The sequence below is a fragment of the Mycolicibacterium arcueilense genome, from assembly GCF_058536225.1.
The window spans coordinates 312746-339669 of sequence record NZ_JBZTYL010000022.1; the positions used below are offsets into that span (position 1 = coordinate 312746).

Here is a 26924-nt window from a genome sequence, read left to right on the forward strand (position 1 = left end):
GTCGCTATCCAGGTCGGCTGCGTGGGCCGCTGTTCTGCTGTGCGGTAGCGTTCGAAGCGTCCAAAGGGGGGACGAACGTGCCAACATTGAAACCGGCCTTGGTTCCGGTCCGCCAGATTGCCGCACACGAGCTGGTCGTCGACCAGATGCGGCGGGCGCTGGAACGCGGTCAGTTCCGGCCCGGGGATCGGCTGCCCACCGAGCGCGAACTCTCGGACGTGCTCGACGTCTCTCGCACCACCGTGCGCGCTGCCGTGGCCGTCCTCGAGAAGGAGGGCCTGATCACCGTGCGGCGTGGCCGTGGTGGCGGGTTCACCGTCCAGGCGCCGCACTACGACGCGGCCGTGATGCGCCGGGAGATGCGCCGTAACAAGCGTGCGATCCGCGATGCCTTCGACTACCGCGTGATCGTCGAGACCGGCGCCACCCGGATGGCCGCCGAGCGGCGCCGCGCCACGGACGTGACCGAGCTGCGCAGGCTGCTCAAAGACATGGATTCCGCGCTCCAGACGGGGATGAACGACCAGTCTGCCCAGCACACCGCGGATTTTCAGACCCTGGACTCGGCGTTTCATCTCGGTATCGCCCAGGCTTCGCAGAATGATCGGCTGGCCGAGGCGGTCGCGGACGCCCGCCGGAGGATGTGGCTACCGGTCGGTGCGATCTTCGGACGCCTGGAGCCCAACGCGAACGACTACCACGAGTCGATCCTCGAAGCTATCGCGAACCGTGATCCGGAACTGGCCGCCACCCAGATGGAAGCCCATATCAACGACACCCGGCACACGGTCGAGTCCTGGCTGAAGCGCTGAGGCTACGCCGCCGGCGGCTCAGCTTCTGCCGGCGGCGGGACTGCGGGGTCGGCCTGCGGGAGTGCGGCATCGGTGTTCGGCGGCACGGTGTCGGCGATGGTGCCCGGTACCGGCGCGCTCAACGGGGCGCCGCAGGGCAGGCTGCCGTAGCTCGGATCGTCCTTGGGCCGGGTCAGACGCGGGCCGACGAAGGTGTCGGCCTGCGCGATGAGCTGGTCGTCCACCAGGATCTCGCAGTGCAGGTTCGCCGAGTACGGCCAGTCGATGCGGACCGCCATCCCGGCCGTCTCCGGATCGGACACCACACCGGTGGCTTCGAAGATCCGGCCCGGCAGCATGGACGGGTCGGCGGTGTTGATGTTGTCGTCGTCGATCTTGTAGGCGATGGTCGCGTTGCGCGAGACGCCGTCGATCCTGGCGCGGTAAGTGACGTTGTGTAGCTGCTGGTCGGGCAGCGGTTCCACCTGGGGCGGGGCCTCCGGGTCGGCCTGTGCCGCGGCGGGGATCAACAGTGCGCCGGTGAGCAGTCCTGCCAGCGCGGGGAGGGCTCCCCAGATGTACTTAGCTGAGCTCATGAATCCTGACCTTACGCTCCCCGCCACGTCAGGGCCATTCCGTTGCCGGACAGCCACCGATCCAGGTCATAGCCGCAGCTCGCCAGGCCCTCGATCGCGGTCGCCGCGGTTTGCACCGCCTGTTCTCCCACCTCCGGACTCAGCAATCCATGGCGGACGGCGGTGAGCAGCTCGTCGACGTCGCACAGCTCGACGCCGCGCCCGGTGCGGATCACCAGGTCCAGGTAGTGGTCCTCGGAGTCCCACACCGACGGACCCGCGGTGTAGCTACCGATGTCGAGGTAGAAGTCCTGGTCACGCTCGTGGCCGGGGCTGAAATGGAACACGCTGGCCCGCAGCCCGAGCGAGGGCAGCAACCACGATTCCAGGTAGTGGAACTGGGCTCGGCCGGGCGTCGGCCGGGCCATGTAGAGGCCCCAGGGCTCGACCGTGTAGACGTCGACGGCCCGCACGATGCCCTTGGGGTCGGTGTTCGTGCGGGCCACCAGGTCGAATGTCTCGTGCTTGGGCGGGTGGATGGGCCAAGCCTACGCGGGGAGCGAACGCAGGCGGAAGTTGTCGGTGCACAGTTCTACGCTGGTGAGCATGGCCTTTGCGACCGAACATCCTGTGCTCGCGCATTCGGAGTACCGACCGGCGGCCGATGCCGTGGCTGGTCTCGTCCGCACCGGTGCCCGGTTCGAGGTGGTCAGTGAGTACGACCCGGCCGGTGACCAGCCGGCGGCGATCGACGAACTCGAGCGCCGGATCAAGGCCGGCGAACATGATGTCGTGCTGCTCGGCGCCACCGGTACCGGAAAGTCGGCCACCACGGCCTGGCTGATCGAGCGGTTGCAGCGGCCCACCCTGGTGATGGCGCCGAACAAGACGCTGGCCGCGCAGCTCGCCAATGAATTGCGGGAGATGTTGCCGCACAACGCTGTTGAGTACTTCGTCTCGTACTACGACTATTACCAACCCGAGGCGTACATCGCCCAGACCGATACGTACATCGAGAAGGACAGCTCGATCAACGACGATGTCGAGCGGTTGCGCCACTCGGCGACGTCGAGCCTACTGTCGCGGCGCGACGTGGTCGTGGTGGCTTCGGTGTCGTGCATCTACGGCCTGGGCACGCCGCAGTCCTACCTCGACCGCTCGGTCGAGCTGGAGGTCGGTCAGGAGGTGCCACGCGACGGGCTGCTGCGGTTGCTGGTCGACGTCCAGTACAACCGCAACGACGTGGCGTTCACCCGCGGCACGTTCCGGGTGCGCGGTGACACGGTGGAGATCATCCCCTCCTACGAGGAGCTCGCCGTGCGGATCGAGTTCTTCGGCGACGAGATCGAGGCGCTGTACTACCTGCATCCGCTGACCGGGGACATCGTCCGCCAGGTTGATTCGTTGCGGATCTTCCCGGCCACGCACTATGTGGCCGGGCCGGAGCGGATGGAGCATGCGATCTCCACCATCGAGGCCGAGCTCGAGGCGCGGCTGGCCGAGTTGGAGGGGCAGGGCAAGCTGCTGGAGGCCCAGCGGCTGCGGATGCGCACCAATTACGACGTCGAGATGATGAAGCAGGTCGGGTTCTGCTCGGGCATCGAGAACTATTCGCGCCACATCGACGGCCGGCCGGCCGGCTCGGCGCCCGCGACACTGCTGGACTATTTCCCCGAGGACTTCCTGCTCGTCATCGACGAGTCCCACGTCACCGTGCCCCAGATCGGTGGCATGTACGAGGGCGACATGTCGCGCAAGCGCAACCTGGTCGATTTCGGCTTCCGGCTGCCCTCGGCTGTCGACAACCGGCCCCTGACCTGGGAAGAATTCGCCGATCGGATCGGGCAGACGGTGTACCTGTCGGCCACTCCGGGTGCTTACGAGATCAGCCAGGCCGGCGGTGAGTTCGTCGAACAGGTGATCCGCCCGACGGGTCTGGTCGACCCTCAGGTGGTGGTGAAGCCGACGAAGGGCCAGATCGACGACTTGATCGGCGAGATCCGTACCCGCACCGAGCGCGACGAGCGCGTGCTGGTCACCACGCTGACCAAGAAGATGGCCGAGGACCTCACCGACTATCTGCTGGAGCTCGGCATCAAGGTCCGGTATCTGCACTCGGAGGTCGACACCCTGCGGCGGGTCGAGTTGTTGCGGCAGCTGCGCCTCGGCGAGTACGACGTACTGGTCGGCATCAACCTGCTGCGTGAGGGTCTGGACCTTCCCGAGGTGTCGCTGGTGGCGATCCTCGACGCCGACAAGGAGGGGTTCCTGCGCTCCACGCGCAGCCTGATCCAGACCATCGGCCGCGCGGCGCGCAACGTGTCGGGCGAAGTGCACATGTACGCCGACAAGATCACCGACTCGATGCGTGAGGCGATCGACGAGACCGAACGCCGCCGCGCCAAGCAGGTCGCCTACAACGAGGCCAACGGGATCGACCCGCAGCCGCTGCGCAAGAAGATCGCCGACATTCTCGACCAGGTGTACCGCGAGGCGGACGACACCGAGTCCGTCGAGGTCGGCGGTTCGGGACGCAACGCCTCGCGTGGCCGGCGCGCTCAGGGTGAACCCGGGCGGTCGGTCAGTGCCGGCATCGTGGAGGGGCGCGATACCACGAACATGCCACGGGCCGAATTGGCCGATCTGATCAAGGATCTGACCGAGCAGATGATGACGGCCGCTCGCGATCTGCAGTTCGAACTGGCAGCGCGCATCCGCGACGAGATCCAGGACCTGAAGAAGGAGCTGCGAGGGATGGACGCCGCCGGCCTGAAGTAACCAGAGTTGACCTCAACGGCGGTTCAGCTTCTAGCGTCATCGGTGTGACCGATACCGTGACGCCCGATACCGGGACCTGGCGCCAGTTGTTGGGTGCCCGCTATCTGGGCGCGTCCACCGTGTTGGCCGGCGGCGTGCTGCTGTACGCGACCAACGAGTTCCTGACGATCAGCCTGCTGCCCAGTGCGGTGGACGACATCGGCGGGCAGCGGTTCTACGCCTGGGTGACGACGGTGTACCTGGTCGCGTCGGTGGTCGCGGCCACCACGGTGCACTCGCTGCTGATGCGGTTGGGCCCCCGACATGCATACCTGTTGGGGCTCACAGTGTTCGGTGCCGGAAGCCTGGGCTGTGCCCTGGCCCCCAGCATGGAGATCCTGCTTCTCGGACGCACCGTGCAAGGCTTCGCCGGTGGACTGCTGGCCGGCCTGGGTTACGCGGTGATCAACACGGCGCTGCCGAATACGTTGTGGACCAAGGCATCCGCGTTGGTGTCGGCGATGTGGGGCGTCGGCACACTGATCGGTCCGGCGGCGGGCGGACTGTTCGCGCAGTTCGGGCACTGGCGGTGGGCGTTCGGTGTGCTGGTGATCCTGACGGTCGCGATGGCGGTCCTGGTGCCGGTCGCCCTGCCCGCCCGGGGGACGGCATCGGCTCCGGCGCCCGGTATTCCGGTGTGGTCGCTGGCCCTGTTGGGTGCCGCGGCGATGTCGGTCAGCGTGGCGGGTATCCCGCACGACTGGAGGGGGACCGCAGCACTGCTCGGTGTCGGGCTGGCACTGGTGGCCGGGTCCCTGTATGTCGACCGCCGCGGCAGGGCATCGGTGTTGCCGCCCAGCACATTCCGGCCCGGTCCGCTCAAGTGGATCTACCTGAGCCTCGGGGTGCTGATGGCCGCCACCATGGTGGACATGTATGTGCCGCTATTCGGTCAACGTCTGGGGCACCTGACTCCGGTGATGGCGGGATTCTTCGGCGCAGTGCTGTCGGTCGGCTGGACCACGGGGGAGATCGTCAGCGCGTCGCTGCAGAGCCGGCGCGCGATCGGGCGCACGGTAGCGGTCGCGCCCCTGGTGATGGCGGCCGGTCTGGCCTTGGGTGCGCTGTTGATCCGGGACGGCATGACGCCGTGGTTGGTCGGGGCGTGGGCGGTGGCGTTGGTGGTCACGGGTGCCGGGATCGGTATCGCCTGGCCTCACCTGTCCGCCTGGGCCATGGGCAGCGTCGACGACCCCGCCGAGGGGCCGGCCGCGGCGGCGGCGATCAACACCGTGCAACTGATCTGCGGGGCGTTCGGCGCGGGTCTGGCTGGAGTCGTCGTCAACCTCAGCGCTACCGCGGACGCGGCCGCAGCGCGCTGGCTGTTCGCCGCATTTGCGGTGCTCGCCACCGTCGGTGCCCTCGCCTCGTTCCGTTCTGCACGGCGAGCGTGCGTGTCTGCTCCCTGACACGCCGCGAAACGTCCACACTTTGCGCGCCCTCGTGCGCGATGAGTTTCGGCGGCGCCGCGAGTCTCACTCGTATAGGACCAACACGAGGAGTGATTCGATGCCGCTGACACTGAATGCCTATCCAGATGCGGTCACCCGGGACGAGTGGCTCGAGGCGCGCAGGAAACTGCTGGCCCGCGAACGTGAGTCGACGCACCTGCGCGACGCGGTCAACGCCGAACGCCGTCGGTTGCCCATGGTGAAGGTGGAGAAGGACTACACGTTCGAGGGTCCCGACGGGGAAGTGACGCTCCTTGGCATGTTCGAGGGCCGCAGCCAGCTCTACATCCACCACTTCATGTGGATCGACGCGATCGATGCCGGATGTCCCAGTTGCACGGCCGCTGCCGACCTCACCTTCACCGAAGAGGATCGAGAGCTGTTGCACGGCAAGGACGTCACCTTCGCCTGTGTGTCCCGCGCGCCGTACGCCAGCATCGCGGCCTACCGCGACAGCCACGGCTGGACGTTCCCCTGGTACTCGTCGCGCGACGGTGACTTCACGTACGACTACCACGTGACGCTCGACCCGGCCCGTGCCCCAATCGAATACAACTACAAGTCCGCCGACGAGTTGCGCGCCGACGGTTTCAGTGACGACGACCTGCGCGGTGATTGGCCCGGGGCCAGTGTCTTCCTGCGCCGCGGCGACGAGGTGTTCCATACCTACTCGGCGTTCGCCCGCGGCCTCGACCACAGCGCCGTGGGATACCCCTTCCTCGACCTCACCCCGTACGGACGGCAGGAAGCGTGGGAGGACTCGCCGGCCGGGTGGCCGCAAGGCGGACCAGCGGTCGGCAGGCCGGTGGGGGACTCCGACTAATTAGTGATCATTGAGATCGAAACTATGGGCCCGCGTTGAAGCGGCTGGCACAGTAGCCAGTCGATGCGGGTGTGTCTGAGTGGCTAGGAACCGGCCTGCAAAGCCGTTTACACGGGTTCGAATCCCGTCACTCGCTCGGATGAGAGCCCCCGCCCGCTAACGGGCGGGGGCTGCATCGAATAATGCTGCCGTGCCCATGTTGCCCCTTGCCGACGTCCTGTCCACGCTCGACCTCGTGGAGTCGGGTGATGGGATCTTCGTCGCCGAACAGCGGGACAACCCGAGCCATCACATCGTGGGTGGCCACATCTCCGCCCAGGCGCTGATGGCAGCCAGTCGGACCGTTCCCGGCCGATTGCCGCACAGCCTGCACGTCTACCTGCTGCGGGCCGGTGATGCCCGGTATCCGGTGCAGATGGAGGTGAGCACCCTGCGTGACGGCGGATCGCTGTCCACCCGCCGCGTCATCGGCCGCCAAGATGGCGAGGTGTTGCTGGAAGCTCTGGTCTCGTTCAGCGTCGACATGGATGCCGCCGACTACCAGCAACCCCGGCCCGAAGTACCCGATCCCGAGACCCTGCCCCCGGTGGAGGAGCAGTTGCAGGCGTTCGCCGATGAGGCCGGCGGGTACTGGGTGCGCCCGCAGTGGATCGAGCGGCGCTACATCGACCCGCCGCCGCGGCTGGCGATCGATCTGCCGGAACCTCCGGAGCGCACCCGGATGTGGTGGCGCCCGGCCGAACCCGTGACCGACGATCCGATCGTGAACAGCTGTCTGCTGACGTACTTTTCGGGCACGGCGGTGCTCGATACGACGGTGACGATGCGGCGCGCCACCCAGGTCAGTGTCTTCTCTGCGTTGATCGACCTGGCGATCTGGTTCCATCGCCCGGCCGATCTGACGGATTGGGTGTTGTCCGACCAGGTTTCGCCCAGCGGAATCAACGGCCGGGGCCTGGCCAGTGCCACTCTGTACAACCGCGCCGGGAACCTGGTGTGCTCGACGGCGCAGGAGATGTACTTCGGCCGTCGTCGCGACTGACTCACCGGGTGGACTTGACCACCTGGGCGAAGTTGAACTGCCAGCGTTCGACGATGTGGAAACCCATGCTTTCGGGCACCTGATAGGCCGGGGCCCGGTCCAGTCGGGGCCCGGGCTTCAAGGCGGCTCCGCTCTGTCGGCTCGGTACCGACGGGTCGCGTTCGGACACCGTCCACAAGACGGTGCAACGGCGCACCTCGTCGGCGACGCCCCAGATCCCGAGATGCGCATCCCACAACCGATTTCGTTTCCAGGCCGGGGCGCCGCGGCCGGGGTCGACAAGGTCGGCGTACGCGGCTGGCCGGGCGGCGGTTAGCGGGCGGATCGGGCCCGGCTTCCATGAGGTGGTGTTGTCGAAGATGAGGCAGTCGCCGGGGGAGGAGTGTGCCGAGATGACGTCGGCGACCTGGCTGAAGTCCATGCCCTCCTTGGCGTAGGGGCCGCGCTGCACCATCAGATAGTTGGGTGTTGCCGCGACGGCGAACACCGCCAGTACGGCCGTGATCCACTCCCTGCTCCGAGCCACGGCTACCACGCACACGGCGAGCAGCAGCGCCATCGCCGGCGTGGTGAAACTGAGGTAGCGAGGGTAGTAAAGCGGTTGGGCAACAGCCGAATACACCAGTAACACCGTTGTCGGGGCGACAACCCACACCGTCGCCACGAGCACCAGCCGTCGGGTGCCGTCATCGGTGGGCCGCAGCCTCCTGACCACCAGCGGTGCGCCCAGCACGGCGGCTGCCAGTACCGCGAACGCCACACTGTGGTCGAAATATTGCCTGACCAGGACTTCGACGACGGTATGCAGACCCAAATGTGAGATCCACCCGACCTGGAAGCTCTGCGAGCGACACCACAGGACGAACGGAACCAGGACGAGGATGGCTGCGGTTGTCACCGAGGCCCACCTGATGCGGGTGCGACTTCGGCTACAGAGGATCGCGACGGCCACACCGTGTGGAATCACCATCAGTACCACGAAGATGTTCAGCACGGCCGAAACCACCAGCAGCGCACCGTATGACAGCCACAGCGCACGGCGGTCACGCCGGATGGCGCAGATGAGCAGAACGGTCAGCCACACCGCGGCCAGCGTCGACCACGAGTAGGAGCGGGCCTCGATACCTGCCCACGTGATCCTGGGCAGCATCGCGAAAAGAATTCCCGCACAGACCGATAGCGTGCGGGAGCCGAACTGTCGGCCGAGCACCACGACTCCGCCGGCGGCGCCGCCGATGGCCAGGCAGCTGGAGAACCTGGACCAGAACTCCGTCGCCGGAAAGATGCTGAACCAGCCGTGCATGCCGAGGTAATACAGCCCGTGCACCGCGTCGATGTGGCCGAGCAGGTCCCACAGCTGCGGTACCGATCGGGTAGCAGCCGAGATGGTGGCCGCCTCGTCGAACCACAGCGAAGGACGGGCGGCTCCCGCCGCGCACAGCACGACGGCAAATACCGCCACCGCCAGAGCGTCGAATCGGGTGTCTCGACCGACGCGCCGGTCCGCGCCGTCGGCGCGCTCATTCAGCGATAGATCCACGTCAGCGACGGTGTCACCCCCTCAAGTGATGGCAAACAATAACCTGAGGAGAGCCGACTCGCTTTATCCGACAGTGCTATTGCCAGGCGGTCCCGACAGATGAGCTGGATCACTCCCGCGGTGAATCGTCCTGGCGACAACCTGGATTCGGCCGACGTCGACTACGTCACGGTCGGCACCGAATTTGCGCCTCTGCGAGTTAATATCAGGGCCGGTTCGCCGGACCGGGATGCCAATAGTGGGTCCAGTTGTCGGCTGTCCGTGCGGGTGTCGTGATTTGCGCCCCTGGTCAGCGGCGACGGGTTACTGTCTCGGGTGGCGTTGCAACTGACAGTGGGAGGGTATTGATGAGCGCGTATCGAACCGTGGTGGTCGGCACGGACGGATCTGATTCGTCGTTGCGTGCAGTCGACCGCGCCGGTCAGATTGCCGCAGGCTCGAATGCCAAACTGATCGTGGCAACCGCGTACTTCCCCCAGAGCGAAGATCAGCGTGCCGCCGATGTGCTCAAGGAAGAGGGCTACAAGATGGCGGGTAACGCGCCCATCTACGCCATCCTCCGCGAGGCGACCGACCGCGCGAAGGCCGCCGGCGCCACGGAAATCGAGGAGCGGCCGGTTGTGGGCGCTCCGGTCGATGCGCTCGTCGAGCTGGCCGAGGACGTTCAGGCGGATCTGCTGGTGGTCGGTAACGTCGGCCTGAGCACGATTGCCGGCCGTCTGCTGGGTTCGGTGCCCGCGAACGTGGCACGCCGGTCCAAGACCGACGTGCTCATCGTCCACACCAGCTGAGCCGCTGCCTGACTTACCAACCGCGCTCGCGCCACTCCCCGAGATGGGGACGTTCGGCGCCGAGCGTGGTGTCGTCTCCATGGCCGGGGTACACGACTGTGCGGTCGTCGTAGACGTCGAACACCTTGGTGCTCACATCGCCCAGCAACCGCTCGAAGTCACCGGGCTGCCAGGTCTTGCCGACCCCGCCGGGAAACAGGCAGTCGCCGGTGAACAGGTGGGTCACGCCGTCGGGTGATTTCAGGGCCAGGGCGACCGAGCCCTCGGTGTGACCCTGGAGATGGATCACGTCGAACGACAGGTCGCCGATCGTGATCGTGTCGCCGTCGGCCAGGATCCGGTCGGGCGTCACGGGCAGTGGTTCGGCGTCCAGGGAGTGGGCGGCCGTCGGCGCTCCGGTGACCTCTGCCACAGCTTCCAGCGCCTGCCAGTGGTCGAAGTGCTGATGGCTGGTGACGATCAGCGACAGCTTGGGCGTCTGCTGCTTGATCACGTCCAGCAGCACCTCGGCGTCGTTGGCGGCGTCGATGAGCAGCGTTTCTCCGGTGGAATTGCAGGTCACCAGGTAGGCGTTGTTGTCCATTGGGCCCACCGACACCTTGATGATCGAGGCGTTCGGCAGGGTGCGCCTGGCCGCGGTCTGCGGCTCCTGGTGACCGGTGTACGTGTCGTCAACCGCGATGTGGGGGCTGGTCATAGCGCCACCGTATCCGGCTTGTCGGTGGGCGCACATAGCATGGGCGTGAAGTCTGTCGTGGGAAAGGAAACGCGTGGCTGACCGCCTGATCGTGAAGGGTGCGCGCGAGCACAATCTGCGGGGAGTCGACCTCGATCTACCGCGTGATGCGCTGATCGTGTTCACCGGCCTGTCCGGGTCCGGCAAGTCCTCGCTGGCCTTCGACACCATCTTCGCCGAGGGGCAGCGCCGCTATGTCGAGTCGCTGTCGGCCTACGCCCGGCAGTTCCTCGGCCAGATGGACAAGCCCGATGTCGACTTCATCGAGGGCCTCTCGCCTGCGGTGTCCATCGATCAGAAGTCGACCAACCGCAACCCCCGGTCGACCGTGGGCACCATCACCGAGGTCTACGACTACCTGCGTCTGCTGTACGCCCGCGCGGGCACCCCGCACTGCCCGGTGTGTGGTGAGCGTATCGCCCGGCAGACCCCGCAGCAGATCGTGGACCAGGTCCTGGCGATGGATGAGGGCCTGCGCTTCCAGGTACTGGCGCCGGTGGTCCGCACCCGCAAGGGCGAGTTCGTCGACCTGTTCGAGAAGCTCAACAGTCAGGGCTACAGCCGCGTGCGGGTGGACGGCGTGGTGCACCCGCTGACCGATCCGCCCAAGCTCAAGAAGCAGGAAAAGCACGACATCGAGGTGGTCGTCGACCGTCTGACGGTCAAGGCCAGCTCCAAGCAGCGGCTCACCGATTCGGTGGAGACGGCGCTGAATCTGGCCGACGGCATCGTGGTGCTGGAATTCGTGGACCGCGAGGATGACCATCCGCACCGGGAGCAGCGTTTCTCCGAGAAGCTGGCCTGCCCCAACGGCCACCCGTTGGCCGTGGATGATCTTGAACCCCGGTCGTTCTCGTTCAACTCGCCGTACGGCGCCTGCCCGGAGTGCACGGGTCTGGGCATCCGCAAGGAGGTCGACCCCGAACTGGTGGTGCCGGACCCTGAGCTGACCCTGGCCGGCGGCGCGATCGCGCCCTGGGCGGTGGGCCAGAGTGCCGAGTACTTCACCCGGATGCTGTCCGGGTTGGGTGATCAGCTCGGTTTCGACATCGACACCCCGTGGAAGAAGCTGCCCGCCAAGGCACGTAAGGCGATTCTGGAGGGCTCGGATCACCAGGTCCACGTCCGGTACAAGAACCGCTACGGCCGCACGCGGTCCTACTACGCGGATTTCGAAGGCGTGATGGCGTTCCTGCAGCGCCGCATGGAGCAGACCGACTCGGAGCAGATGAAGGAACGCTACGAGGGCTTCATGCGCGACATCCCGTGCCCGGAGTGCAACGGCACGCGGCTCAAGCCCGAGATTCTCGCGGTGACCATGACCGCCGGCGATCACGGCGCGAAGTCCATCGCCGAGGTGGCCGAGCTGTCGATCGCAGACTGCGCTGATTTCTTGAACGATCTGACGCTGGGCACACGTGAGCAGGCGATCGCCGGGCAGGTGCTCAAGGAGATCCAGTCGCGGCTCGGGTTCCTGCTCGACGTCGGGCTGGACTACCTGTCGCTGTCGCGGGCTGCCGCGACGCTGTCCGGCGGTGAGGCGCAGCGCATCCGGTTGGCCACGCAGATCGGCTCCGGTCTGGTCGGCGTGCTCTACGTGCTCGACGAGCCGTCCATCGGCCTGCACCAGCGGGACAACCGAAGGCTGATCGACACCCTGGTCCGCTTGCGGGATCTGGGCAACACCCTGATCGTCGTCGAACACGACCTGGACACCATCGCCCACGCGGACTGGGTCGTCGACATCGGCCCGGCGGCCGGTGAGCACGGCGGCCGGATCGTGCACAGCGGCACCTATCAGGATCTGCTGACAAATCCCGAATCCATCACGGGCGCTTACCTTTCCGGCAAGGAGAGCATCGAGGTCCCGGCGATCCGCCGGCCCACCGACAAGCGTCGTCAGGTCACCGTCGTCGGGGCTCGGGAGAACAACCTCAAGGAGATCGACGTCGCGTTCCCGCTCGGCGTGCTCACCTCGGTCACCGGGGTGTCCGGCTCGGGCAAGTCGACCCTGGTCAACGACATTCTGGCCTCGGTGATGGCCAACAAGCTCAACGGTGCGCGGCAGGTGCCCGGCCGGCACACCCGGGTGAACGGGCTCGATCAGCTCGACAAGCTGGTCCGGGTCGACCAGTCACCGATCGGCCGGACGCCGCGGTCCAACCCGGCCACCTACACCGGGGTGTTCGACAAGATCCGGTCCCTGTTCGCCGCCACCACCGAGGCGAAGGTCCGCGGTTACCAGCCGGGCCGGTTCTCGTTCAACGTCAAGGGCGGCCGGTGTGAGGCCTGCTCGGGTGACGGCACCATCAAGATCGAGATGAACTTCCTGCCCGACGTCTATGTGCCGTGCGAGGTGTGCCAGGGCGCCCGGTACAACCGGGAAACCCTTGAGGTGCACTACAAGGGCAAGACCATCGCCGAGGTGCTGGACATGTCGATCGAGGAGGCCGCCGAGTTCTTCGAGCCGATCAGCTCGATCCACCGTTACCTCAAGACCCTCGTCGACGTCGGTCTGGGCTACGTGCGGTTGGGCCAGCCCGCCCCGACCCTGTCCGGCGGTGAGGCGCAACGCGTCAAGCTCGCTGCCGAATTGCAGAAGCGGTCCACCGGGCGCACGGTCTACATCCTCGACGAGCCGACCACCGGCCTGCACTTCGAGGACATCCGCAAGCTGCTCAAGGTGATCAACGGTCTTGTCGACAAGGGCAATACGGTGATCGTCATCGAGCACAACCTCGACGTGATCAAGACTTCGGACTGGATAGTCGACATGGGTCCCGAGGGCGGGGCCGGGGGCGGCACGGTCGTGGCGCAGGGCACGCCCGAGGATGTGGCGGCCAACCCGGACAGCTACACCGGTCAGTTCCTCGCCGAGCTCATCGATGTGCCGGCACCGAAACCCAAGCGGCGCAAGGTCAGCGCCTGACGCTCAGTTCATGGTGTGGTAGCTCTGGAACGCGAACCAGTGCGGACCAAGGCGTTTCACCGAGGCCATGACATAGTCGCTCGCCACGTGGTGCACGGTCTGAGGCGCGCTGCCGTCGAAGCTGTAGGTGAACCCGTCCGAGCCGTTCATGTCGTCGCGGCGCGAGAAGTCGATGAAGTTGTCCGTGCGGCGCGAGACGTCCTCGACGGTGTATCCGGCGATGCGGTGGGGCTGGTGTCCGAAGGTTTCATCGCTCTCGAATGCCGTCAGGGCCGCCTCGAACGCTGACTGCGCGACCCGCCAATGCAGTTGCAGCGGAACGCTTGTGCACGCCAGCCCGATGCCGACGACCACCAGCGCCGGGCTCGCCAGCACCACGGTCCGGTCCCGCCGGCCTGCCTGTCCTCGCAGCGCGATGCCCACGCCGCACCAGATGATGAACAACGGGACGAGCGCCAAGGCGCCGATATAGAACGCATCGGACGGTTCACCCGGAAAGCTCATGCCGTAGAGCAGGCCAAGGACCGCGCAGCCGGCCAGCGCCAACAGCACCCAACCGGCTAACCGCGTCATGAGCGCTTTGACAGTGGCGACGGGAAGCGGGGATTGGCACGAGCACCGGCCAGCCAGTCCGTGAGCGTATCGGCGCGTTGTTGTAGCGCGCGGGTGCCGTCGCGGCCGACCTCCTCCAACAGGTGCAGCTGGACGCGGCCGTCGGCGTCCTGGCCCCAGCCGCCCACGATCCGGCCGTTCCACCAGGCGGTCGGCCCGCCGTTGCCGTTGGTGTCGAACACCTCTGGGCGATGGGCGCCGAGGTACCAGTCGCGGTCGAACCACCCCATGGTGGTGACGTCCAGGCCAGGGAGCAGAGCCGCCCACGGCTCAGCCTCGGGTTCGACGTCGAGGTCGTCGGGCAGCACGTAGCCCGTGGTGCCGTCCAGATCGACCTCGACCGCGCCGATATCGCGTAGGGCGTGGCGGGCCCAGGTCAGGGTGTTGCCGAACCACCACTTGATGTCGGTGACCGTGGCGGGGCCGAACGTACGCAACCAGGTGCGCACCAACTCGGCGCGGGCATGGTCGGGCTCTGCTGTCGGCACCGTCGTCCCGAGCCAGTCGGAGGTGACCGCCCATCGTGGCCGTGAGTTTGTCCAGCCGCTGTCGTTGGGGCCACGGACGATCTCGCCGCGCACCCCGAGCACCGTCAAAACCCTTGGGGAAAGCGGAGTCTCCCCGCCCCAGCGCTTTCCCGGTGCCGGGTCGAAACTTCCGGCGAGTTCGGGTAGTGCGATGCGCAGCTGGGATGCGGGGGTCGGCCCGTGCTCACGTAGATGGGCCAGGACCGCCTGGCCCGCGGTGTGCAGCCATTGGGTGCCGTCGGCGGCCACCCCGGCCTTCTCCACATCGCCGACGAGCTTGCGCTGCTCGTTGCCGGCTACCCGGTCACTGGCCCCGGCCTGCACCAGCGGTAGGTCCTCGGTGCGCACCATCCACAGCGTGCGGCGCATCGCGAGGTGTTTGAGCAGCGTGCGCTGCTGGTACAGCTCGCCGTCGAGATCGTCGACGGCGAAGCCGGGCAGCCGCGCAAACAGGGACAGGTAAGGGGTCGAGGGATCAGTCGCGTGGAGGCCGACGAAAGCGCGCGCAGTGTCGTCGACGGAGGACGCTGGTTGGCTCAGGAAATGGCGCCGGGCCAGCCGGGCCCGCCGCTCGGCAAGGGTGAATGTGCGCACGGATCAGGTGTCGTCCTTGTGCATGGACTCACGGATCTGCTGCAGGCGCTCGGCTGCCGCCTGCTGGCGCTTCTCGTACTGCTCCTCGACGGAGCGGCCCTCCGGAGTCTCGGCCGCCAGCTCCGCCGACCCGATCGCGGTGCCGTACCGGGTCTCGATCTTCTCCCGGACCGCGTCGAACGTCGGCACCCCGGCGGCGGTGTAGCCGGTGTCGGGCACCTCGACCGGTGCGGCCGGACCCGTGGCCGGGGCTGGCTCCGGGGCCGCGGGAACAATCTCACCCTCCACCGCGGCGGGCTCCTCGGCTTCTTCGGGCTGATCCGGCTGCTCTGGGTCCTTTGTCACGAAACCCACGTTACCTGCGGCAACCGACATTTCTTGGGATCGGTAGCACTTGGGCCCGCCTTCACTTGAGCACAGGACGGAGCCATCGGGGCAACGTGAGACGAAGGGGAAGACGGAATGAGCATGAATCGAGTTATCGCAGGCGCCATGGGACTGCTCGCGACCGGTGCGGTGCTGGTGGGCTGCTCGGACAACAAGCCCGCCGACAAGCCCGCGGACAAGCGTGCCGCCTCGGCGACTCAGCCGGCCGGTGAAGCCAAGGTCAGCACCGGGGGCAACACCCAGGTCAAGGTCGACGGTGCGGACCTGGCCGGTCTCGATCTCAACTCGGTCAGCTGTGTGAAGCAGGGCGGCAAGATTAACATCGGCAGCGCCGCGATCGGCGGCCAGCAGGGCCTGGGTGTGGTGATGACCGACGAGGCCACCCCGAAGGTCGAGTCGCTCGGCCTGGTCTTCGACGGAAGCGCACTCGCGGTGAGTGAGGCGATGGGTGTCAAGGTTGGCTCTGCCGAGGTCAAGGTCGACGGGGACACCTACACCATCACCGGTGAGGCGTCGGGCGCCGATATGAAGAACCCGATGGCCGGGATGATCAGCAAGCCGTTCACCATCACGGTGTCCTGCAGCTGATCTCCCGACATTGCGGGCGTGCCCGGCGGACCACCTGCCGGGCGCGCCCGCACCTTTTATATGGTGCAGAGGTGACCATCGTCGGCGATCTCGACCGCGCACGTCACCTGGCGCTGGCCGCCGACGAGGGTGCTGCCCACGACCTCCTGCTGTCGCTGCTACCCCGGATCGAGCAGGCCGACCGCGACGACTATGCCTTCGAGGTGTTCGCCCAGCTCGGCGAGATCTTCCTGGTACGGACCGCCTATGACGGTGTGGCGGAGAGCATTTCCCGGATCCGCGACACTCTGGCGATCTACCTCTCGATCCGGTCGGGGCAACGGCCCGATCTTGCCGCACAGACCACCATGTCCGACGCCGAGATCGATCACATGACCTGCCGCTACGCCCGCCGGCTGGAGTTCCTCGAAGCCGGGCTGGCTGCCGCCCGCGGCGATCATGACGGTGCCGCAGCGCATCTGGAGACCCTGATCGAAACCGTCGGAGACTTCGACGATTTGCGACACGAGCATCGTAACCTGATCTGCCACACCAGGATTCTGATCGCGAGCAGTCTGTGCGACGACGATCTGTATGCCGCATCGGTGCCGGTGTGGGCCGAGGTGCTCGAGGTACTGCAGAATCCGGGGCCCACCCCCGACGACGCCGAGGCCGATCACCTGTTCGTCACCGGAGCGCTCGGCTACGGTCGGTTCTGCATCGAGTCTGGTCGCCTGGACGAGGCCGAGCCATGGTTGCGCCGGGCCGGTGCCCGTGCGCAGGCCCGGGGCTGGAGACTCGCCACCGCCCGCGCCCAGCTCGAACGGGGGGCCGCCGCCTGGACAGCTGGTCAGTACGCCGAGACCCAGGATCTGGTGACCGAGGCCTACCCGGTGATCGCCGAGCACGCCCGCGCCCATGATGTATCGCGGAGTTGGCTGTACTTCGGCCTGATCCGGGTGGGACTGGGCAGGTTGCGGGAGGCCGACGAATGCTGGGACCATGCCGAGCGGCACTGGCGCGAGATCGAGCGGCCCCTGCATATTCACCGAATTCTGCTGCAGCGCAGTTGGATCGCCTTGTTCCGCGGCGCCTTCGACGAGGCGATCGCGATGGTGGAGGAAGCCAGGGCGCTGCTCGACGCGTCGCCGCGGCACAGCTGGTTGCAGTACGCCCGGCTCGATGCGCACCTGGGCAACATCTGGCGGGCCGACGCGCTGGCCGAGATGGGCTTCGACGGTTTGGGCAAACCGGGGCAGAGCTGGGAACAGGTCGAGGCTCGGCATGCCGCGGGGACCGGCACGTTCAACTGCCGCCCGGGTAGCCGCAAGTACCGTCGGGGGATGGTCAAGCTGGGCCGGGCCGCCGACCTGAAGGTGCCTGCGGCCCTGGCGGTTGATTCGGTGCGGTACACGATCACCGACGCCGGGGCCAGGGCCCGGTGGGCCGGCAGTGTCTCGGCGCCCTTGCTGGCGGGGGCATTCGCGGTGGCCTGGGAATCGGACAATACCGAGCTCACCTGTGAGCTGATCGAATATCACAGTGCACGAGGAACTTTCACTGCAGACGGAGCGGTCGATGCAGAGCAGTCCGCCGAATGGGCGGAGACGGCGACGGCCGTCGTTCCGGTCGAGGCCGAACTCGCCCCGCAACTCGCCGTCGCGGCCGCGGCGGCACCGGTCGACGCCGAAGGCTCGTTGACGCGGCTCGGACCGTTGCCGCCGCTGCGGATCGACCCGAGTTCGGGCCCGATTCTGAGCCACTACCGGGAGCTGGCGCTGCAGCGGTATGGGCGGGACGTCACCGCACCCGGCGCGGATTGGACGACCTGGCCATGACCGACACGCTGGTGATGCGTTTCGCCGACGTCGGCATCGCCACCTACGTCAGCCTGCGCGTGGTGGGGGAGCCGCAGCGTTCGGTGACGTGGGTGATCGAGGAACCGCACATGGAGGCGGTGGAGACGTTGTTCAACCCGGCGCTGCCGGATCCGATCGGTACCGAAACGCCCGCCGAGGCAGTGGAACGGGCCGTGGTCACCGGCGCGTTCGCGACCCCGGAGAGCGAATTCGAGCTGGCCCGCGTGCTCGGTTCGAATCTGATCGGCATGGACGCCTGGCAACTGCTCGCTGACCGCGTCGCCGACATCCGTCCGGTGCTGTTCGTGACGCCGAGCCCGCGGTTGGGCCGGGTGCCCTGGGGCCAGCTGGCGATGCCGGGTCCCCACGGCTTCCGGCTGATGGAGCTGGTGGACGTGCTGATGGCGGTGCCGCCCAACATCGTTCATGCGCCCCGAAGCCCGGCCCGTTGGGCTGAACGCCAGGACCGTCCACCGGTGCTGGTCCTGGATCCCCGGATTCCCGGGCAGCGACCGGATTCGGCGCTGGGCTCGGTGCTGGGCCGCCCATCGCCGCAGACGCCACTGTCGGAGCATTTCGATGAGCTGGTGAGCGACACGGTCCTGCCGAACGCCGACGCGGCCGTCGAGCTGTTCCGGCGCACCGATACCGACCGGGGCTGGTTGGCCGAAGCCTGCGCACAGGACCCGAGCCGGCTGCTCTACGTCGGGCATGCCAGCGCGGCAGACGGTGTCGCCGGGCACGCCGATCGTGCGGCCCTGCACCTGGCCGAGGCACGGCCGCTGACCGCGGGGGAGATGATCGCGACACAGCTGCCGATTCCGCCCCGAGTGGCGTTGCTGGCGTGCGCATCCGGCGGTGACTACCGGTTCGACGAGGCCGCCGGATTGGTGGCCGCGATGATCCTGGGTGGTGCGCAACTGGTGACCGCGACCTTGTGGTCGCTGCCGACCACGGCCGGGTTCCGCCAGTTCAGTCCGGAAGGCCCCGCGGCCGACCCGATGACGGACACCATCGTCGGGGTGGATCTGGCTCATCGCGAGCACGACGCGGGCCTGGCGGTGAACCGCTGGCAGCGGGCGATGATGCGCCGGTGGCGTGACGGCGACCGGACCGCCAGCCCGTTGCACTGGGCCGCTCTGGCCACCTTCACCGTCGACGGCGCCCGCTGAGTCAGGTGGGGGTGACGCAGACGGCCACCGTGTTCTCATCGCCCGGCCGGTAGTACGCATCGATCACGTTGCCCGGTGACACCTTCGCCAGCGCGGACGCCGGGATCAGCGTGCGCTGACGCACCGGGAACTGACCGCCGTCGCGCCGGCTGACCATCAGGTCGAGTTCGATCTCGCGGTAGTCCTCGCGGATGGTCCCGGTTGCCCGCATTCCGGTGATGATTCCGCGTGACCGGGTGCCGGTGCGGATCAACTCGATCTGCACCTGGGTCATGAGTCCCTTGCGGATCAGCATGTGGTCGAACTCGGCCACCAGCTCCCCGAGGGTGACCAGACGCTCGTCGACCTCGTCGTTGTGGCAGACACGCCGCACCCGGCGGGTGGCGCTCAGCGCGGCGCCGGCGCAGAACAGGCACAGGACGGCGAGCAGCACGGTGTCGGTCATGTCCCCAAGGGTCCGGCCGAGCGGCCGCTACCGAACCCAACTTCGGCCTCTATCCTGGTGCCGGTGAGCATCGGGTCCGAAACGTCTGGGGCGCAGGCCGGCCCCGTTTCGGGTGTGGATGCTGCCCAACCGCGCCGGGCGGTGATCAATCGTGCCTGGCGCGCTCTGGGACCGGGGGTCGAAGTGTTCAGCGGCGACGACGGCGGGCCGCTACGCCGGACGGTCAAACGGATCATCGACCCGCTGGTGCTCAGGCTGCGCAGCAACACCCACTATTCGGCGCCGGTGCTGGCTCCCGAGGTGGCGGCCGAACTGCACGCGCAGATGCTCCGCAACGCGCCGCAACTTCGGGCCGCCGCAGCCTGGTTCACCGAGCTCAAACAGCAGCGCCGACGACTGCGCATCACCACCGGCAACGCCCAGGAGCTCTATTTCCCGGTGTGTTTCGAACTCGCGGTGACCCGAGGTGCCCCGGCCTCGGACCGGGCAGACGTCGCCGCAGAGGTACTGGCCGATCTCCACCAGGGCCGTGACCGCACCGCCACCGAGGCTCTCAACCAGCACGTGGCCGATCCGCACGTCGTCGACCGGTTACGTCGTCAACTCGACCGCAGCTGGCATGACGTCGTGGCTTCCGACGCCATCACCGGTCCATTCTTCGCCGGCCTGGCGACCGTGCTCGGCCCGGCCGACAGCCACCGTGCCGAGGCGGCGCGGCGGCGGGTGTGGTCGGCGCTGGTGGCCGACGCCACGCCGCACAACCTGGGCGCCGGGACACGCGACGCGGGCGCCGAGCTGCCGTGGTCGATCGTCGACATCGGGCTGAGTTCAACTCAGCCGCAACAGCACCCGACGATCGACGGCCCTGCCGAAGGAGACCGCCCGCTGGACCGCACCGTGGTGGACCGGGTGCGGGCGACGTTGCGCCGGGCATTGGACCGCGACGAACTACCCGACATCCCGTTGCTGTGCGCCGAGGAGGTGGACCGGGCCTGCGCCCCGTGGGGGCTGCTGGCCGAGGACAAACAGGCCGGGCTGCTCGCGGGCATCGAGGTCGCCACCGACCTGCATCCGCTCGACGCGTCGGCCGCGGGCCGCTACCAGCTGTCGGCGCGTATCCAGGCCCGGCTGGCCAAGGAGGCCTACGTGCTGCACGCCCGCCGCTATCTGGCGGACGGTGCCGCGGTGCACCCGCGTCAACGGCAGGTCGTCGATGATCTTGCCGCCTTCTGCCGTCCCTATCTGAGCCGGCTCTGGGCGCGGTTGCACGGCCGCGATGTCTGGCAGGAGTCCTGCGCGGATGTCGACGACCTGCGGTCCCTGCTGGAAGGTGTGGCCAGATCGGTCAGCCTCGACCACCGCCAGCGGATCAAGGCGATGCTGGAAGTGCAGGTGGCAGAGTGAGATTGGCTCCTGAAGGCGGGCTGTGGAGCACCGGTCCGCACACCGGCGACGTGCCTGTTGTCGCGGTTCTCGAGGTCAGCGGCGCCGTTCTGTCCTGGGTGGTGGACGAGGGCGTCGGCGAACCACCTTCCATCGCCTTCACCAACCCCGAGCGCGCGGACTGGCTGTGGCGGGTGGTCGGCGAGTCCGGTCATGTTGCGCTCTTGGACGCACTACGTCACCGGGAGTCCGGGGAGCCGGTGGACCTGGCCGGGGTCGAGATGGCGCCCGGTACGACGGACACCTTGCGGCGCTTGGCAATCGGGCACTGGCTGCGGCGGTGGTGGCCGGCGAGTGACCGGGACGGCATCGCGGCACTGGAGCGCCCGGTGCTCGACGCGGAACTGGCACTGCTGACGGTGCGCGCCGAGGATTTCTTCACCGACGACACCCTGGATTCCGACGTTGCAGGCCTGTTGGCGCCACATCTCGGCGTGTTGAGTTCTTTTGCCGACCAGGGTGATCCGCGGATTGCGGCGCTGGTCGAGGAATGCCGGGAGCTGGCCGGTGAGGTCGGGCTCGACTGGCCGGACCCCGTCGAGGCGGCACCGCAGCGCGACGACTACGCCCTGGCGGCGGGCGCCGGCGAGGGTGCGGTTGCGGCCGGACTGATCGCCCGCGGCACCGGCACCGTCGCATGGTCGGCGGTGCCGCCCGGTGTGTTCGACGCTGCCGAGGGCACCATCGAGTGGTCGGTGACGGCGGCCGGTGCGGTGGTTGCCGCGGAGGTGCAGGTGGCGCTTTCGGGGCTGGATTCGCCGCTGGGTATCGAGGTGGAGATACGCGGTAACGGTTGCGCCGCTTCCGGTTTCCTCGATGTCTCGGGTCGTGCGGTACTGGAGTTGCACGATCCGGAGGGACAGCCGCTCACCGAAACCCAGGCCTGGAACCTGGACTGGTCTCACACCTCGGTGCGGGTCGGGGCCGCCGGCGTCGGCGAGTCCTCCTCCGACCGCGACCGGGTGCGGGCATTCGCGCGGGCCCGGCTGACCGTGCCCGGTACCGACGCCTTTCTGGCTGAGATCCGCGCGGCCGAATCCGACTACTGACCGCTATTTGGCGGCCGTCTGGATGAACGCTGCCGAGGGTGACGACTGCGGCAGTCCGACTGCGGGCGCCTGCGGGGTACCGATCGCGCCGGCCAGCCAGGGCAGGGCCGCGGTGAACGCGTGGCTGGCGAACGGCCAGTCATGGGTGCCCTGGTGGGTCACCACTGCGCACTCGATGCCGTGTTTCGACCCGAGCGCACACAGTGCGTTGGCGGCCTTGGCCTGGTCGTTGGCGTGGGCTGCGGGTTTGCCCGGCGTGGACGTGTCGTTGACGTCGAACCAGCCGGCCATCTGGTCGTATGGCCCGTGTCGGTTGATCACGGTGCTCGGGTCGAATGCGTCCCAGGCGGCGGCGCTGCCGCCGAACAACCGGTCGATGGTCTGCGCCTTGGTTCCCGAGTTCGGGCCGAGGTCACCCGCGATGTCGACGAACGCGCTGAACAACTCAGGGTGCATGACCGCGAGGTCCACAGCGCAGGTGCCACCCATGGACCAGCCGACGATACCCCACCCGGCGGCCGCCGGATTGACGCCGTAGTGGCTGTTCATATAGGGGACAACGTCTTTGGTGAGATGGTCGGCGGAGTTTCCGCGCTTGCCGTTGACGCATTCGGTGTCATTGTTGAAGGTGCCACCCGGGTCGACGAACGCGAGCACGGGCGCGTAACCGTGGTGGGCGGCGGCGAAATCGTCCATCGCCTTGATCACGTTGCCGGCCCGCATCCAGTCGGCCGGGGTGTTGAACTCGCCGCCGATCATCATCACGGTGGGTAACTTCGGCGCGGGATTGGAGGCGAACCACGCCGGCGGCAGGTACACGTACTCGCCGCGATGCCGGAAACCCGAAGCCGTGTTGGGAATTTCGACGGGGACCACACTGCCCTTGGCGGGGATCGTGCCCTGGCGCTGCATCGCGGTCACCGTGACCTGATCGGTCTGGTCGGGCAGTGGCCCGGCGGTCAACTGGTTCCACGCGGTCTGCACCCACGGGAAGTAGCCGACCCACAGGTTCAGCGCCAGTGCCGTGCACAGCAGCGTCAGCGGGATTGCCATGACGGCGGAACCGCGCCGCCACCACTTGCTGCCGCGCCAGCCGGCAGCCAGAACCACGACCGCCACACCGGTCAGCGCGATCCACACCCACAGGGACCGCGGCGCCGGGTTTCCCGCCAACCCCTCGGACTCGATGTACCAGTTGGTGCCCGCGACCAGGATGCCGCCGACCGCCACGGCGAACGGCAGCCAGATGAGGGCCCAGCGGCGGGTACGCCAACCGATTGCGGCGATCAACACCACGGCGGTGATGACTTGGATGCTGGTCGGAACCCAGCCGTGCATCAAGGACAGGTGGTGAGTGAAGGTCACAGCAATATCGTCGCCGCCCAATCTTGGGACTGGCTGTGAGGAGCCTGCTAACGAGGTTTGGCCAGCGGAAACGGCAGCGTTTCGCGGATGCTACGGCCAGTTATCAACATGACCACACGGTCCACGCCCATCCCGAGACCGCCGGTCGGCGGCATCGCGTACTCCATGGCCTGCAGGAAGTCCTCGTCGAGCTCCATCGCCTCGGGATCACCGCCGGCGGCCAGCAACGATTGCTCCTGCAGCCGGCGGCGCTGTTCGACGGGGTCGGTGAGCTCGCTGTAGGCGGTGCCCAGTTCCACACCCCAGGCGACCAGATCCCAACGTTCGGCAACTCCAGGGATGCTGCGGTGCGGGCGGGTCAACGGCGACACCGAGGTGGGGAAGTCCTTGTAGAACGTCGGCTCTTCGGTGCGGTCCTCGACGAGGTGCTCGTACATCTCCAACACCACCGCGCCGGCGTCCCAGTGGGTCAGATAGGGGATGTGCGCCGCATCGCAGAGCCTGCGCAGGGTGGCCAGGTCGGTCTCGACGGTGACGTGCTCGCCGAGGGCTTCCGACACCGCGTCGTGCACGGTCTTGACTGCCCACCGGCCCGAGATGTCGACCGGCTCGAGGACTCCGTCGGCGCGCGGCCGCTGGAAGACCTGGGCCCCGTTGGCGGCCTGAGCGGCATTCTGGATCAGCTCGCGGCAGCCGTCGATCCAGACGTTGTAGTCGGCGTGCGCCTGGTAGGCCTCCAGCAGGGTGAACTCCGGGTTGTGGCTGAAGTCCACGCCCTCGTTGCGGAATGCGCGGCCCAGTTCGAAGACCCGCTCGACGCCGCCGACGCACAGCCGCTTGAGATAGAGCTCGGGTGCGATCCGCAGATACAGGTCCAGGTCGTAGGCGTTGATGTGGGTCAGGAACGGCCGGGCGTTGGCTCCGCCGTGGATCTGTTGCAGGATCGGCGTTTCGACTTCGAGGAAACCCTTGGCGTACAACGTTTCCCGGATGGCATGCAGGGCGCCGCTGCGGGCCCGGATCAAGTCCCGTGCCTCGGTGTTGACGGCCAGGTCCACGTAGCGGGCCCGCACCCGAGCCTCTTGGTCGGTCAGACCCTTCCACTTGTCCGGCAGCGGGCGGAGGCATTTGCCCGTCAAACGCCAGCTGTCGACGAGCAGGGAGGGGGTGCCGTTGCGGCTGTGACCCATGGAACCGCTGACCTCGATCAGATCGCCCAGATCGATGGTTGCGGTGAAGTCGGCGGTCGTGGCCTCGGTCAGGCGGGCGTTGTCGAGCAGCAACTGGACTTCGCCCGACCAGTCGCGCAACTGGGCGAACAGCACACCGCCGTAATCCCGGATGCGGAGGATGCGACCGGCGACGGTGAGCGTGTTCCCCTCGGCCGATTCCAGTGCGGCGGCAATGGTGTGGCTGGGGGCCCGGCCCACCGGATAGGCGTCCACGCCGGCGGCCTGCAACTGCCGCAACTTCGCCATCCGGACCCGCACCTGCTCGGGCAGCCGCTGCTGCTCGTCGCCGTCGGCCGGGTCGATCGGCAGCCCGGACATGTCAGGTGCGCTGCCGTCGTGATGCAACCGGCCCGAACCCACCAGATCGGCCGGGGCGGCGACGTGCTCGCCGGTGTGCTGCTTGTTGCGCCGGGAGAACGGCAACACCAGGAATCCCTCGGCGATCACCGAGGCCACCCCGACGCGGGGGATCAGCCGGGCATCCTCGTAGCAGGCGTACCGGGGCACCCACTCGGGCTGGTATTTCATGTTGGAGCGGTACAGCGTCTCCAGCTGCCACCACCGGGAGAAGAACACGAGCAGCGCCCGCCACAGCCGGGCCACCGGACCGGCGCCCAGCTGCGCACCCTGCTGGAAGGCTGACCGGAACATTGCGAAGTTCAGTGAGATCCGGCTGACGCCAATGCTTTCGGACTGCATGCACAGTTCGCTCACCATCAGTTCGATGGTGCCGTTGGGGGACTGCGGGGAGCGGCGCATCACGTCGAGCGAGACGCCGTTGGTGCCCCACGGCACCAGCGACAGCAGCGCGACCACCTCGGGCTCGGGGTTGCCGTCGCGCTGCTGCACGGCCTCGACGAGCAGGCAGTCACCGTCGGCCGGGTCGCCCAACCGGCCCAGCGCCATCGAGAAGCCGCGTTCGGTCTCGGTGTCGCGCCACGCGTCGGCGCGCCGGATCACCTCGGCCATCTCGGCCTCATCGAGCTCGCGGTGGCGCCGCATGCGCACCGTGGTGCCGGCGCGCCGGGCCCGGGTGACTGCCTGGCGCACCGCACGCATGTCGGGCCCGGACAGCCGGAAGTTGTCCGGATGCAGGATGGCTTCGTCGCCGAGTTGCAGGGCGTTCAGGCCGGCCGCCCGAAACGCCTCGGCCGCCGCCGAACTGGCGCCCATCACGCCCGGGGCCCAGCCGTAGGTCTGGCACAACTGCAGCCAGGCCGCGATCGCCTGTGGCCACGATTTGGGATCACCGACCGGATCGCCGCCGGCCAGGCACACGCCCACCTCGACCCGGTAGGCGATGGCGGCCCGGCCGTTGGGCGCGAACACCACCGACTTGTCGCGGCGGGTGGCGAAGTATCCCAGCGAATCGTTCTTGCCGTAGACCTCCAACAGGCCGCGGATCGCCGATTCGTCCTCACCCGTCAACGCATTGGAGGCACGTTGTGACTGGAACAGCACGATCGCCGCGGCCATCAACGCCAACGCGCCGAACAAGCCGAAGATCGCGTTGAGGAAGGGATGCGAATAGCCCTCGAACACGTCCGTGGGGACGGTCGCGAAACCGCTCACCCGGTTGACCGCGTACAGCAACCGCCATTCCGGGGGCAGGGTGCCCGGGAACAGCTCCAGCAGTGCCCAGGCGGCCAGGATCCCGATCGCCATGCCCGCGACCAGCACCACGGCGGATTTGAGCAGGGCGCCGCGGCGCACCTTGGCCCAGAACTGATTACGCGCCAACACCAGCGCGACGATGGCCACCACGTGGAACACCACGCCGATGACCTCGCCGACGTCGTCGGCGACGGGGTCGCCGCCGGTCGCGAGATCGCCGAGGTTCCAGCCGATCGCGCCCACCATGTAGAGCACGAGAATCCACCAGGCGATCCGCTTGCGGGCGGCCAGCGCGGCTGCCAGCAGCGCCAGTACGAACGCCCACGCGAAGCTGGTGTCGGGGAAGTTGAAGATGTAGTCGTTGACGAACTCTCGCGGCACCTGGATCAACCAACGCACCGCCGGAGACACACTGGCGATCAGCGAAAGAGTGGCGATCACCCCGACGATCCAGCCGGCTGCTGCGGGAACCCAGGAGAACCTCGACGCGGGCTGGACCCCGGTGCGGCTGCCGCGGCTGATAACGGTCATACGCCCGGAGAATAGGCGGTCAAACCGTCAAT

22 protein-coding genes and 1 tRNA gene are annotated in these 26924 nt (G+C 67.7%); 13 read left to right on the forward strand and 10 right to left on the reverse strand.

What is annotated here, in order from left to right:
* The first annotated feature begins 77 nt into the window (after positions 1 to 77).
* Positions 78 to 812 carry a FadR/GntR family transcriptional regulator gene (locus AC4LGL_RS22595; RefSeq protein WP_491840711.1) on the forward strand — a complete coding sequence of 245 codons (735 nt, stop codon included), beginning with the start codon at positions 78 to 80 and terminating at the stop codon, positions 810 to 812.
* Positions 813 to 814: 2 nt separating this feature from the next.
* Here the strand turns inward: AC4LGL_RS22595 and AC4LGL_RS22600 are convergent, their stop codons facing one another.
* Entirely contained in the window at positions 815 to 1387 is a 573-nt protein-coding gene (locus AC4LGL_RS22600) for a hypothetical protein (RefSeq protein ID WP_491840712.1), read from the reverse strand.
* Between the two features lie 11 nt (positions 1388 to 1398).
* Positions 1399 to 1905, reverse strand: coding sequence for a ribonuclease FAU-1 family protein (locus tag AC4LGL_RS22605; RefSeq protein WP_491840771.1), 507 nt, complete (start codon positions 1903 to 1905; stop codon positions 1399 to 1401).
* Positions 1906 to 1972: 67 nt separating this feature from the next.
* On the opposite strand from AC4LGL_RS22605, the gene uvrB reads away from it, so the two are divergent.
* The 5 genes from uvrB (at position 1973) to AC4LGL_RS22630 (ending at position 7499) form a co-directional block, all read left to right on the forward strand.
* Positions 1973 to 4144: an excinuclease ABC subunit UvrB gene (uvrB, locus tag AC4LGL_RS22610; protein ID WP_491840713.1), complete on the forward strand. Its 2172-nt coding sequence runs from the start codon at positions 1973 to 1975 to the stop codon at positions 4142 to 4144.
* Positions 4145 to 4188: 44 nt separating this feature from the next.
* Positions 4189 to 5592, forward strand: coding sequence for an MFS transporter (locus AC4LGL_RS22615; RefSeq protein ID WP_491840714.1), 1404 nt, complete (start codon positions 4189 to 4191; stop codon positions 5590 to 5592).
* 100 nt (positions 5593 to 5692) lie between these two features.
* On the forward strand, positions 5693 to 6457 hold the full coding sequence (locus AC4LGL_RS22620; protein ID WP_491840715.1) for a DUF899 domain-containing protein: 765 nt from the start codon (positions 5693 to 5695) through the stop codon (positions 6455 to 6457).
* A gap of 65 nt (positions 6458 to 6522) precedes the next feature.
* Positions 6523 to 6593 (forward strand) — tRNA-Cys (locus tag AC4LGL_RS22625).
* Between the two features lie 60 nt (positions 6594 to 6653).
* Positions 6654 to 7499, forward strand: a complete 846-nt coding sequence (locus AC4LGL_RS22630) for an acyl-CoA thioesterase (RefSeq protein ID WP_491840772.1) — start codon at positions 6654 to 6656, stop codon at positions 7497 to 7499.
* A 1-nt stretch (position 7500) separates the two neighbouring features.
* Here the strand turns inward: AC4LGL_RS22630 and AC4LGL_RS22635 are convergent, their stop codons facing one another.
* Positions 7501 to 9039 carry a glycosyltransferase family 39 protein gene (locus tag AC4LGL_RS22635; protein ID WP_491840716.1) on the reverse strand — a complete coding sequence of 513 codons (1539 nt, stop codon included), beginning with the start codon at positions 9037 to 9039 and terminating at the stop codon, positions 7501 to 7503.
* A 347-nt stretch (positions 9040 to 9386) separates the two neighbouring features.
* Here AC4LGL_RS22635 and AC4LGL_RS22640 point away from each other — a divergent pair, with 347 nt between their 5' ends.
* The gene (locus tag AC4LGL_RS22640) at positions 9387 to 9830 is read left to right on the forward strand and encodes a universal stress protein (RefSeq protein WP_055114775.1); all 444 of its coding nucleotides are present in this window, start codon (positions 9387 to 9389) and stop codon (positions 9828 to 9830) included.
* Positions 9831 to 9843: 13 nt separating this feature from the next.
* Here the strand turns inward: AC4LGL_RS22640 and AC4LGL_RS22645 are convergent, their stop codons facing one another.
* The gene (locus AC4LGL_RS22645) at positions 9844 to 10527 is read right to left on the reverse strand and encodes an MBL fold metallo-hydrolase (protein WP_491840717.1); all 684 of its coding nucleotides are present in this window, start codon (positions 10525 to 10527) and stop codon (positions 9844 to 9846) included.
* Positions 10528 to 10600: 73 nt separating this feature from the next.
* Here AC4LGL_RS22645 and uvrA point away from each other — a divergent pair, with 73 nt between their 5' ends.
* On the forward strand, positions 10601 to 13495 hold the full coding sequence (gene uvrA, locus AC4LGL_RS22650) for an excinuclease ABC subunit UvrA (protein WP_491840718.1): 2895 nt from the start codon (positions 10601 to 10603) through the stop codon (positions 13493 to 13495).
* Between the two features lie 3 nt (positions 13496 to 13498).
* Here uvrA and AC4LGL_RS22655 read toward each other — a convergent pair whose 3' ends face one another.
* The 3 genes from AC4LGL_RS22655 to AC4LGL_RS22665 are packed head-to-tail and all read right to left on the reverse strand — an operon-like array spanning position 13499 to position 15603.
* Positions 13499 to 14068: a hypothetical protein gene (locus AC4LGL_RS22655; protein WP_491840719.1), complete on the reverse strand. Its 570-nt coding sequence runs from the start codon at positions 14066 to 14068 to the stop codon at positions 13499 to 13501.
* Positions 14065 to 15228: a winged helix DNA-binding domain-containing protein gene (locus AC4LGL_RS22660; protein ID WP_491840720.1), complete on the reverse strand. Its 1164-nt coding sequence runs from the start codon at positions 15226 to 15228 to the stop codon at positions 14065 to 14067. The genes AC4LGL_RS22655 and AC4LGL_RS22660 overlap by 4 nt, the downstream gene beginning before the upstream one ends.
* A gap of 3 nt (positions 15229 to 15231) precedes the next feature.
* Positions 15232 to 15603 (reverse strand): hypothetical protein, encoded by a 372-nt coding sequence (locus AC4LGL_RS22665; protein WP_491840721.1) that lies wholly within the window; start codon positions 15601 to 15603, stop codon positions 15232 to 15234.
* Between the two features lie 93 nt (positions 15604 to 15696).
* Between AC4LGL_RS22665 and AC4LGL_RS22670 the strand changes: the two genes are divergently transcribed.
* From AC4LGL_RS22670 to AC4LGL_RS22680, 3 genes are all read left to right on the forward strand, one after another.
* Positions 15697 to 16203: a lipoprotein LpqH gene (locus AC4LGL_RS22670; RefSeq protein ID WP_491840722.1), complete on the forward strand. Its 507-nt coding sequence runs from the start codon at positions 15697 to 15699 to the stop codon at positions 16201 to 16203.
* 71 nt (positions 16204 to 16274) lie between these two features.
* On the forward strand, positions 16275 to 18020 hold the full coding sequence (locus tag AC4LGL_RS22675; protein ID WP_491840723.1) for a hypothetical protein: 1746 nt from the start codon (positions 16275 to 16277) through the stop codon (positions 18018 to 18020).
* The gene (locus tag AC4LGL_RS22680; protein WP_491840724.1) at positions 18017 to 19213 is read left to right on the forward strand and encodes a CHAT domain-containing protein; all 1197 of its coding nucleotides are present in this window, start codon (positions 18017 to 18019) and stop codon (positions 19211 to 19213) included. The genes AC4LGL_RS22675 and AC4LGL_RS22680 overlap by 4 nt, the downstream gene beginning before the upstream one ends.
* Position 19214: 1 nt before the next feature.
* On the opposite strand, the gene AC4LGL_RS22685 is transcribed toward AC4LGL_RS22680, so the two are convergent.
* On the reverse strand, positions 19215 to 19658 hold the full coding sequence (locus tag AC4LGL_RS22685) for a hypothetical protein (protein ID WP_491840725.1): 444 nt from the start codon (positions 19656 to 19658) through the stop codon (positions 19215 to 19217).
* 63 nt (positions 19659 to 19721) lie between these two features.
* Here AC4LGL_RS22685 and AC4LGL_RS22690 point away from each other — a divergent pair, with 63 nt between their 5' ends.
* A complete protein-coding gene (locus AC4LGL_RS22690) occupies positions 19722 to 21062 on the forward strand; it encodes a hypothetical protein (RefSeq protein WP_491840726.1) in 1341 nt (446 codons plus the stop codon).
* Positions 21059 to 22150: a hypothetical protein gene (locus AC4LGL_RS22695; protein WP_491840727.1), complete on the forward strand. Its 1092-nt coding sequence runs from the start codon at positions 21059 to 21061 to the stop codon at positions 22148 to 22150. Before AC4LGL_RS22690 ends, AC4LGL_RS22695 begins: the two co-directional genes overlap by 4 nt.
* A 3-nt stretch (positions 22151 to 22153) precedes the next feature.
* Here the strand turns inward: AC4LGL_RS22695 and AC4LGL_RS22700 are convergent, their stop codons facing one another.
* Together AC4LGL_RS22700 and lysX are read right to left on the reverse strand one after the other, a co-directional pair.
* Entirely contained in the window at positions 22154 to 23515 is a 1362-nt protein-coding gene (locus tag AC4LGL_RS22700) for an alpha/beta hydrolase (RefSeq protein ID WP_491840728.1), read from the reverse strand.
* A gap of 47 nt (positions 23516 to 23562) precedes the next feature.
* Positions 23563 to 26892, reverse strand: coding sequence for a bifunctional lysylphosphatidylglycerol synthetase/lysine--tRNA ligase LysX (lysX, locus tag AC4LGL_RS22705; RefSeq protein WP_491840729.1), 3330 nt, complete (start codon positions 26890 to 26892; stop codon positions 23563 to 23565).
* Positions 26893 to 26924 lie beyond the last annotated feature (32 nt).